This is a genomic window from Sulfitobacter sp. HI0040 (assembly GCF_001634885.1).
Lineage (GTDB): Bacteria > Pseudomonadota > Alphaproteobacteria > Rhodobacterales > Rhodobacteraceae > Sulfitobacter.
In genome coordinates, this window is record NZ_LWEX01000319.1 from 1 (window position 1) to 232 (window position 232).

A 232-nucleotide genomic window follows, 5' to 3' on the forward strand; every position below is an offset into this window, starting at 1 on the left:
ATCCGGTCGGAAATGCCCATGACAAGCTCCATCATATGCTCGATCAAAAGGACGGTAACGCCCCGCTCGCGGATATCACGGATGCGTTCGGCCAAAAGCTGGCCGTCCTCAAGGCTGGCGCCCGCGGCCGGTTCGTCCAGCAGCACGATGCGCGGGTTGGAGGCCAGCGCCCGGGCCATTTCCAGCCGCCGCATCTCGCCGAAGGAGAGGGCGCTGGCGGGCAGATCGCGTT

At 65.5% G+C, this 232-nt stretch carries 1 protein-coding gene; it reads right to left on the reverse strand.

Annotated features, from left to right (window positions below; translation table 11 throughout):
• A partial coding sequence (locus tag A3728_RS14520) for an ATP-binding cassette domain-containing protein (protein WP_150120823.1) occupies positions 1–232 on the reverse strand: 232 nt, incomplete at both ends.